Source organism: Actinomadura bangladeshensis, assembly GCF_004348335.1.
Classification (GTDB): Bacteria; Actinomycetota; Actinomycetes; order Streptosporangiales; family Streptosporangiaceae; genus Spirillospora; species Spirillospora bangladeshensis.
This window is the reverse complement of sequence record NZ_SMJW01000292.1, coordinates 1-9,309: the sequence shown is the minus strand read 5'-3', so window position 1 is coordinate 9,309 and position 9,309 is coordinate 1. Positions and strand designations below refer to the sequence as shown.

Genomic DNA, 9,309 nt, shown 5'->3' with positions numbered 1-9,309 from the left:
GCCACCTGGAGGACGAAGCCGGGCGGGACGGGCGGCGCGGGCGGCCGGTCGCGGAGGCGGGCCAGGCCGGACGGCGGCGTCCAGAAACCGGTGGCGGTCAGCGGCTCGTCCGCCAGGTCGAGAGGGTCGGGTTCGGTTTCGGTCGCGCGCCGTAGGGCGGTCAGAAGCTGGTCTCTGCCTCGTCCGTTCCACTGGAGGATCAGGAACGGGTCGTCGTCGAACGCCTCGGCGAGCAGGTAGAGGACGGCCGCGGCGTGCTTGCACGGGTCGCCCCAGTCGGGGCAGTCGCACATCAGGTGCAGGTCGGACGCCGAGCCGGGGAACAGCGCGAGGCCGAGCTCGGCGAACACCCACTCGATCTCCGGCGGCATCTCCCCGGCGAGCAGCCGCGCGCGGAACACCGCGCGGGACGCCAGCTCCTTCTCGACGGCGCGCCAGTCGCCCTCATCGATGGCGTCGATGCCGAGCGCCACCTCGTACGGATCGGGCGCCGAGCCGTGCACCTTAGCGGTCACCTCGTACGGCTCCACGCGCAGGTCGAACACGTTGCCCTTGCGGGCGTAGGTCCGGCCGCGCTGGAGGCGGCCCTTGTCGGCGAAAGACTCGACGAGGTCGATGAAGCGCCGCGACCACCACTCGGTGCCGATCGAGCCGCGCTTGTTGCGCGCCTTGATGCCGTCCGCCATCAGTCGCTCACCGCCTCGGGGGACAGCCGCAGGACGTCCCGCAGCTCGGCGACGGACAGCTCGGTCAGCCAGTCCTCGCCGGTGCCGACGATCGACTCGGCGAGGGCCTTCTTGCGCTCGATCATCTCGTCGACGCGCTCCTCCATCGTCCCGACGCAGATGAACTTGCGGACTTGGACGTTGCGGGTCTGCCCGATGCGGAACGCGCGGTCGGTGGCCTGGTCCTCGACGGCCGGGTTCCACCAGCGGTCGACGTGCACGACGTGGTTGGCGGCGGTCAGGGTCAGGCCCGTCCCGGCGGCCTTGAGGGAGAGTAGGAAGACCGCTGGTTCCTCGTCGTTCTGGAAGTGCTGGACGAGGTCGTCGCGCGCCTGCTTGGACGTCCCGCCGTGCAGCCACAGGACGGGACGTTCGAGACGTGCGGCCAGGTAGGGCTGGAGCATTGAGCCGAACTCGGCGTACTGGGTGAAGACGAGCGCCTTCTCGCCCTGCTCCAGGACCTCGGCGCAGATCTCCTCCAGCCGTTCGAGCTTCCCGGAGCGGCCGGGCAGCCGGGAGCCGTCCTTCAGCAGCTGCGCCGGATGGTTGCAGACCTGCTTGAGCTTGGCCATCGTCGCCAGCACCAGCCCGCGCCGCTTGGTCTCGTCGGCCTCGGCGATCTGCTGGAGCATGTCGTCCACGGTCGCCTGGTACAGGGACGCCTGCTCGGTCGTGAGGTTGCAGTAGACCTTGATCTCCTGCTTCTCCGGCAGATCGGAGATGATCGACTTGTCGGTCTTGAGGCGGCGCAGAATGAACGGCTGCGTGGCCCGTTTCAGCGCCAGCGCGGCCTGCTCGTCGCCCTCTTTCTCGATGGGGACGGCGAACCGCCGCCGGAACTCACTGCGCGGCCCGAGCAGGCCGGGGTTCGCGAACTCCATGATCGACCACAGTTCGGTCAGATGGTTCTCGACCGGGGTGCCGGTGAGCGCGATCCGCGTGCGCGCCGGGATGCCGCGCACCGCCCGCGCCTGCCGCGTCCCGCTGTTCTTGAGCGCCTGCGCCTCGTCGCAGACGACCCGCCCCCACTCGATCGGGGCGAGCATCTCCGCGTCCCGCGCCGCCGTCCCGTAGGTGGTCAGCACCAGATCGGCGCCCGCGACGGCCTCGGCGAGATCCTCGCCGCGCTGCCGCCCCGTCCCGTGGTGGACGTACACGCGCAGCTTGGGCGTGAACCGCGCCGCCTCCCGCTGCCAGTTCCCGACCAGCGACATCGGCAGGATCAGCAGGGTCGGGTCAGGGCGTGCGCCGTTCTCCCGCTCATGGACGAGAAGGGACAAGACCGACACCGTCTTGCCCAGTCCCATGTCGTCCGCGAGCAGGGCGCCCAGCCCCAGATCGTTCATGAACGTCAGCCAGGCGAGGCCGCGCTCCTGGTAGGGGCGCAGTTCGGCGTCCAGCTCGTCCGGTGTGCGCATCGGGGTGAGGCGGCGGTCGGCCTCGCCGGAGAGCAGGTCGCCGAGCGGGCCGCCCGCGTCGACCTCGGTGAGGGGCAGGACGTCGTCCCCGGCGTGGACGATCGCGCGGATCGCCTCGGCGGCGGTCATCCGGCCCCGGCGCGGGTGGCGGAGGAAGTCGAGGGCGGCCTCGAGCTGCTCCTCGTCCAGCTCGACCCACTGGCCGCGCAGGCGGACGAGCGGGGTCTTGAGGCGGGCCAGCTCCTCCAGTTCGGCCTCGTCGATGCTCTCGTCGCCGATGGCGAGGTCCCAGCGGAAGTCGACCATCGCCTTGAGGTCGAACCCCGACGGCACCGCCGCCCCGGCGGACGCCTCCGGATCCTCGTTGCGCGCGGTCAGCTTCATGCCGAGCTTCGCCTTGCCCGCCCACTGGGGGAGCAGGACGCCGAAACCGGCGGCGGCGAGCATCGGGGCCGCCTGGCGGAGGAAGCGGAACGCCCCCGCGGTGTCGAGGAGCAGTTCGCTCGGCGCCGGGCCGTCCAGGGCCGGCGCCATGTCGGGGAAGAGCCGCAGGGCGCGGCCGAGGCCGGCGAGGAGCGTCTCCTCCGCGTCCGGGATCGAGGTGGCCTCGCCCTCCCAGACCATGGCGGCCGGGACGTAGAGGCTCGGGTCGTCGGTGCCCTGGAGGGCGAACTCGACCCGCCACGAGTCGTCCCTCTCCTCGGCCTCGCCGGACTCGGCCTCCCCGAACTCCTCCGCGCCCGGTTCGGCGAGGCGGAAGCAGACGCGCAGCGGGCCGGACGGGCGGCGCGCCGCGGCGGCCCACGCGTCCAGCTCGGCGATCAGGTCGGCGGGGTCGTCGCGGGGCTCGCGGGCGACCGCGGCGGACGGCCCGGTCAGCGCCATCACCCAGCGTTCGGCGAGCGGCAGCCGGTCGGGCTCCTTGCGCCGCGACACCAGCAGCGGATGCGGCACCACGCCCCGGACGGCCGTGTCGACCAGCCCCGACAGCGCCTCGCGCAGCACCCCGGCGGCCGGACGCCCGCCGTCGGCGGCCCGGCAGGCGGCGGGCATCGCGCGCACGAGCTCCCGGAACCGCGCCGGATCGTCGATGACCGGACGCCACCGCGCCACGAGGTCGCCGTCCTCGCGCAGCAGCGCGGGCAGGACGTGCCCGCGCGAGGCGAGGTGGACGGCCTCGTCCGCGAGCATGCACAGGAACCGCAGGTCGGTGCCGGGGACGACGTCGGCGCTGTGCTCGGCGGCCTGGAGCAGCGCCATCGCGGGGAACGGTTCGAGGACCAGCGCCGGCACCCGCCACGGGCGCAGCCCGGGCTCGTCCGCCACCGGCTCGGGGCCCAGCTCGGCCGACGGCAGCGGGCGGTCGCCGAGCGTCGGCAGCGTCATCGCCAGCTCGACCGGGAACGCCGTGCGGACGAGCGGCTCGTACGACGTCCCGGTGAAATCGCAGGTCGCGAAGGGGTGGACGTCCGGTGCGGGCTCGTACGGGCCGGTGCGCTCGGCCCACAGGCAGAGCGCACCGCCATGCCAGGTGGCGTGGGCGACGAGCATGGTCCCCGAAGCTACCAGCCGCCTCCGACAACCCCGCCCATCACAAGGGTCGCGTCCCGTCACTGGCTAGGCTCGGGGCGTCCGCCACCGAGTTTGCGCAGGAGGATCGCCGTGGGCGAGTTCGTACGGGTCGAGATCGAGGACGGGATCGCGACGATCAGGCTGGACCGTCCGAAGATGAACGCCCTGAACGCCCGGATGCAGCGCGAGCTGATCGACGCGGCACGGCAGGTGTCCGAGGACGCCGAGGCCGGCGCGGTCGTGCTGTACGGCGGGGAGAAGGTGTTCGCGGCCGGGGCGGACATCAAGGAGATGGCCCCGATGTCGTACGCGGAGATGTCGGGCGCGCCGTCCCGCCTCCTGCAGGACTTCACCAGGGAGCTGGCCGCGATCCCGAAGCCGGTCATCGCCGCGATCACCGGGTACGCGCTCGGCGGCGGCCTCGAAGTGGCGCTGACCGCCGACTTCCGGGTCGCGGGCGAGGGCGCGAAGGTCGGGCAGCCGGAGATCCAGCTCGGCATCATCCCCGGCGCGGGCGGCACGCAGCGGCTCGCCCGGCTGATCGGCCCGGCCAGGGCCAAGGACCTGATCTTCTCCGGACGGCACGTGAAGGCCGGCGAGGCGCTCGCCCTCGGCCTGGTCGACCGGGTCGTCCCGGACGCCGACGTCTACACGGCGGCGAAGGAATGGGCGGCGACGTTCGCCGGCGGTCCCGCGATCGCCCTGCGCGCCGCCAAGCAGGCCGTCGACCGGGGCCTGGAGGTCGACCTCGAGACCGGCCTGGAGATCGAGCGGACGCAGTTCGCCGCCCTCTTCGCCACCGACGACCAGGCGAACGGCATGAAGAGCTTCATGGAGGAGGGCCCCGGCAAGGCCACCTTCACCGGCCGCTGACCGCCCCCTCCCGCGCGTCCAGCACTTCGTCGGCGTAGCGCTCGGTCCACCGGCCCAGGGCGGACAAGGGCTCGATCAGCCCCCGCCCCGGGCCGGTCAGCTCGTACTCCACGCGCGGTGGCGCCTCGGCGTAGCGGCGCCGCACCACCAGGCCGTTCTGCTCCAGGCGCACCGGATGGTGCGGAACGGATTGCCTAGCGTCCCGTCCGACGGTAATCGAGCGGGAGGTCATCATGCGGATCGGAGTGCTGGGCGCCGGGAACATGGCGGACGCGCTGGCGACGCAATGGACGCGCAGCGGGCATGAGGTGCGGATCGGGGCGCGCACGCCCGCCAAGGCGGTCGCGCTCGCCGGCCGCATCGGCCACGGCGCGACGGGGGGCTCGCTGCGCGAGGCGGCGGAGCACGGCGACGTGGTGCTGCTCGCCGTCTGGCACGAGGGCGTCGAGGACGTCCTGCGCGCGGCGGGCCCGCTGGCGGGACGGGTGCCCCGCTGTGCGGGGACGACGAGGAGGCGCTGACCGCGGTCCGGACGCTCGTCGCCGACCTCGGCTGCGTGCCGATGGACGGCGGCGGGCTGGAGCGGGCGGGGCTGCTGGAGGCGGCGACGGCGTTCCTGGTGGGGCTGTGGGTCGCGGGCGAGGACCCGTCCGCGATGCTGCCGCCGCCCGAGTTCGCCGGCGGCGACCCGCGGCGCACCTCGATAAGTGAGGGTTAAACCGTTACTTCTGTTTTCGAGTGTGCTGCCGGGGTCGTTGGGGTTCCGCCGATAGCATCTGCCGCCATGCGACACGCGTACCGAACCGCGCTCGTGACGGGCGCGTCCAGCGGGATCGGGGAGAGCTTCGCCCGCCTGCTCGCCGGCCGCGGCACCGACCTGGTGATCGTGGCGCGCCGCGCCGAGCTGCTGGACGGGCTGGCCCGCGAGCTGGTCGAGCGGTACCGGGTCGCGGTGGAGGTGGTGGCCGCCGACCTCACCGACCCGGCGCAGCGCGCCGAGGTGGAGGGGCGGCTGCGCACCGACCCGGTCGAGCTGCTGGTCAACAACGCCGGGTACGGCGCTTTTGGAGCGTTCGAGGAACTGGCGCTGGACGACCACCTCGCGCAGATCGAGCTGAACGTGACGGCGCTCGTGCGGCTCACCCACGCCGCCCTGCCGGGCATGGTCGCGCGCGGCCGGGGCGGCGTGCTGAACGTCGCCTCCATGTCGGGGTTCGCGCCGTCGCCCGGCAGTGCCACCTACGGGGCCACCAAGGCGTACGTGGCGTCGTTCTCCGAGAGCCTGCACGCGGAGGTCGCGGGCAAGGGCGTCCATGTGACGGCGCTGTGCCCCGGTTTCACCCGGACCGAGGACGAGCAGCCCGGCGTACACGGCCCGGCCGACCTGCTGTGGCTGCGGCGTGACGATGTGGCGCGGGCCGGGCTGGACGCGGTCGCCGCCGGGCGCGCGCTGTCGGTCCCCGGCGTGCAGTACAAGGCGGCGCTGCCCGCGCTGAAGCTCGTCCCGAGACCGCTGCTCAGGGCGGCCGTGAACCGCATGTGGCAGCAGGCCGCCGACACCCGGTGACAGGGCGTCACCGGTCTTTTTTTGCTCCGGTCTACAAAAGTTCCCGCCGCTTGATTGTCGCGGGGCTGACTTGACGGGGGTCACCGTGAGTGGCGACGATCGAACCTACGCTTGAGTAGGTTGTGTGTACGGCCTGCTGGGCGGCCATGATCGAGCCGCAGGCGCGGCGGCACGTCCGGCAAGACCACTCGTCCCAGCGAAGGAACCGCATGTCCGTGACCCCCGAAGAGAAGTTCCAGACCGGCATCCTGCACGACCTTGAGCCGGTGGTCGAGAAGGAACTGAACCGGCACCTCTCGATGGCCAAGGAATGGTTCCCGCACCAGTACGTCCCGTGGAGCCAGGGCCGCGACTACGACGGGCCGCTGGACGGTGAGGCCTGGTCGCTGGAGCACTCGAAGCTGAGCGTCGAGGCGCGCGAGTCGCTCATCGTCAACCTCCTCACCGAGGACAACCTCCCCGGCTACCACCGCGCCATCGCCACCGTCTACGGCCGCGAGGGCGCCTGGGGCACCTGGGTCAACCGGTGGACGGCCGAGGAGAACCGGCACGGCATCGTCCTGCGCGACTACCTCACCGTGACCCGCGCCGTCGACCCGGTCGCGCTGGAGCGCGCCCGCATGCACCACATGGAGGCCGGCTACGAGGCCGACCACGGCGACTCGTTCCTGCATGGGTCGGCCTACGTGTCGTTCCAGGAACTCGCCACGCGCGTGTCGCACCGCAACACCGGCAGGGCGTCCGGCGACCCGGTCTGCGAGCAGATGATGGCCCGCATCGCCGCCGACGAGAACCTCCACATGATCTTCTACCGGAACCTGATGGGCGCCGCGCTGGAGGCCGCCCCGAACGAGACGATGCGCGCGATCACCGACGTCGTGAAGTCGTTCCAGATGCCCGGTCACAGCATCGACGGGTTCCTCCGCAAGTCCGTGATCATCGCGAACGCCGGCATCTACGACCTGCGGCTGCACCACGACGACGTGCTCGTCCCGGTGCTGCGCAAGTGGGGCGTGTTCGACCGCACCGACCTGTCCGGCGACGGCGAGAAGGCCCGCGAGGAGCTGGGCGAGTTCCTTGGGCAGCTCGACGCCGCCGCCACCAGGTTCGAGACCCGCCGCGAGGAGCGCCGCGCCCGCCAGGCCGCCCGCAAGGGCTGACCGGAAGACCGCCGAACCGCTGATCACGGGAACGCGGAGCCCGTTCCTCGCGTCAAAGGATGCATGGGGACGCATCGGCGACTGGGCGGTTATCGGTTGCTGGACGAGATCGGCCGGGGGAGCACCGCCGTGGTGTACCTCGCCCTGGACTCCCAGGGGCGCGAGGTCGCCGTCAAGGAGCTGGTCCCGGAGCTCGCGGGGGTCGGGGAGGCGATCGACCGGCTGGCGCGCGAGGTGCGGGCGCAGGCGCGGGTGCGCAGCGCCCACGTCGCGCGGCTGCTGGACGGGGCGGTCACGGCCGAGCGCCCGCACGTGGTGATGCAGTACGTGCCGGGGTGCCCGCTGAACGACCTGGTCCCCGCCTACGGGCCGCTGCGCGGCGACCGCCTGGCCCGGTTCGCGCGGCGGCTGGCGCTCGCGCTCGGGGACGTCCACGACGCGGGCGTCCTGCACCGCGACGTGTCGCCGGGCAACGTCATCGTGCTCGGCGACCGGCCGACGCTGATCGACTTCGGGATCGCGCACGAGTCCGGCGCCGCGCAGATCACCCGGCGCGGGATGGTCGTGGGGACGCCCGCCTACCTCGCCCCCGAGCTGATCGAGGGGGAGCGCGCCACCACCGCGTCGGACGTGTTCTCCTGGGCGGCGACCGTCGCGTACGCGGCGACGGGCCGGCCGCCGTTCGGGCGGGGCTCGCTGCACGGGGTGTGCTTCCGGATCCTGCGCGGGCAGGCCGACCTGGACGGCGTCCCGGCGCCGCTGGCCGGGCTGCTGCGGGCGGCGTTCCGGCGCGACCCGTCCCGGCGGCCGTCCGCGCGGTGGTTCGCCGGGGCCCTCGCACCGGCCCCCGCTCCGGCCTCCGCTCCGGCCTGCGGGAGGGCCCTCGGGACGGCGGCCGCCTGATGCCGATTAGATCTTCTCGGTGGAATCGGCGAGGGTAGGGTTTCGGAAACGATGAAGGGAGCCGTCACGTCCGGGGACCGAATCGGCCACTACAGCGTCCTGCAGACCCTGGGGGAGGGTGGCATGGGCGTCGTCTACCTCGGCGCCGACCCCGAGGGGCGCAACGTGGCCATCAAGGTGCTGCGGCCCGCGGTCGCGGGCGACGCCACGGCGCGCCGCCGGCTGGCCCGCGAGGTCGACTCGATGCGCAGGGTGCACAGCCCGCACGTCGCGGAGATCCTCGACGCCGACGTGACCGCCGACCAGCCCTACATCGTGACCCAGTACGTCCCCGGCCGGACGCTCGAAGAGGTCGTCGAGGACGGCGGGCCGATCTACGGGCCGGGCCTGCAGCGGCTCGGGGTGGGGCTGGCGGCCGCGCTGTCGGCGATCCACGGCGCCGGGATCGTGCACCGCGACATGAAGCCCGGCAACGTGATGCTCGTGGACGGCGAGCCCGTCGTGATCGACTTCGGCATCGCGCAGGCCGCCGACGCGACCCGGCTCACCGCGACCGGCATGGTCATCGGCACCCCCGGCTACCTCGCCCCGGAGATCATCGAGGGCGAGGACGCGGGCCCCCCGTCGGACGTGCACGCCTGGGCCGGGACGGTCGCCTACGCCGCCACCGGCCGGCCGCCGTTCGGCTCCGGCACCTTCGAGTCGATCTTCTACAAGATCATGCAGGGCACGCCGGACCTGGAGGGCGTCCCGGACGCGCTGCTGCCCGTGCTGCGGTCGGCGATGGCGCGGCACCCGGCCGAGCGCCCCACCGCGGTCACCCTGGTGCAGCTCACCCGGCGGATCCACCTCGAGGCGACGATCACCGACCAGACCCGCGTCGACCAGCACTACCCGGCGGCCGGCGCGGCCGGGGCGTCCGCCGCGTCCGCCGCCGGCACGTCGCTGGACGAGCCGGCCGCCGACCACTCCCGGATGTTCTCCATGCCGGTGACCGGGCCGCCGCCGGACTCCGCGTCCAGGGACGTCCCCGCGCGGCCCGCCACGCCGGGCGGAACGGGGATCCCGGCGGCCGCGCCCACCCCCGCGCC

The 9,309-nt window shown here is 73.2% G+C and carries 10 protein-coding genes; 7 read left to right on the top strand and 3 right to left on the bottom strand.

Translation table 11 applies throughout. From position 1 onward, the window contains the following. Window positions 1-686 (bottom strand): SWIM zinc finger family protein (locus E1284_RS34995; protein WP_131944448.1); only part of this gene is annotated, 686 nt, incomplete at its 3' end. Beyond that, entirely contained in the window at window positions 686-3,694 is a 3,009-nt protein-coding gene (locus E1284_RS34990; RefSeq protein WP_131944447.1) for a DEAD/DEAH box helicase, read from the bottom strand. The genes E1284_RS34990 and E1284_RS34995, both read right to left, overlap by 1 nt. Before the next feature lie 111 nt (window positions 3,695-3,805). On the opposite strand from E1284_RS34990, the gene E1284_RS34985 reads away from it, so the two are divergent. Then, complete coding sequence (locus E1284_RS34985) at window positions 3,806-4,588, top strand: enoyl-CoA hydratase/isomerase family protein (protein WP_131944446.1); 783 nt, start codon at window positions 3,806-3,808, stop codon at window positions 4,586-4,588. Here E1284_RS34985 and E1284_RS34980 read toward each other — a convergent pair. Continuing rightward, window positions 4,575-4,760, bottom strand: coding sequence for a winged helix-turn-helix transcriptional regulator (locus E1284_RS34980; protein ID WP_243714938.1), 186 nt, complete (start codon window positions 4,758-4,760; stop codon window positions 4,575-4,577). The two genes, E1284_RS34985 and E1284_RS34980, sit on opposite strands and share 14 nt — an antisense overlap. 61 nt (window positions 4,761-4,821) lie before the next feature. Here E1284_RS34980 and E1284_RS43425 point away from each other — a divergent pair, with 61 nt between their 5' ends. The 6 genes from E1284_RS43425 to E1284_RS34955 all read left to right on the top strand — a co-directional run. Continuing rightward, window positions 4,822-5,109 carry an NADPH-dependent F420 reductase gene (locus tag E1284_RS43425; RefSeq protein WP_243714937.1) on the top strand — a complete coding sequence of 96 codons (288 nt, stop codon included), beginning with the start codon at window positions 4,822-4,824 and terminating at the stop codon, window positions 5,107-5,109. A 35-nt stretch (window positions 5,110-5,144) separates the two neighbouring features. Then, window positions 5,145-5,306 carry a hypothetical protein gene (locus tag E1284_RS43420; protein ID WP_243714936.1) on the top strand — a complete coding sequence of 54 codons (162 nt, stop codon included), beginning with the start codon at window positions 5,145-5,147 and terminating at the stop codon, window positions 5,304-5,306. A gap of 66 nt (window positions 5,307-5,372) precedes the next feature. Then, window positions 5,373-6,155, top strand: a complete 783-nt coding sequence (locus tag E1284_RS34970) for an SDR family NAD(P)-dependent oxidoreductase (RefSeq protein WP_131944444.1) — start codon at window positions 5,373-5,375, stop codon at window positions 6,153-6,155. A 209-nt stretch (window positions 6,156-6,364) separates the two neighbouring features. Then, window positions 6,365-7,315, top strand: a complete 951-nt coding sequence (locus E1284_RS34965; RefSeq protein ID WP_131944443.1) for an acyl-ACP desaturase — start codon at window positions 6,365-6,367, stop codon at window positions 7,313-7,315. Window positions 7,316-7,378: 63 nt separating this feature from the next. Next, entirely contained in the window at window positions 7,379-8,218 is an 840-nt protein-coding gene (locus E1284_RS34960) for a serine/threonine-protein kinase (protein ID WP_131944442.1), read from the top strand. A gap of 51 nt (window positions 8,219-8,269) precedes the next feature. Further along, a partial coding sequence (locus E1284_RS34955; RefSeq protein WP_131944441.1) for a serine/threonine-protein kinase occupies window positions 8,270-9,309 on the top strand: 1,040 nt, incomplete at its 3' end.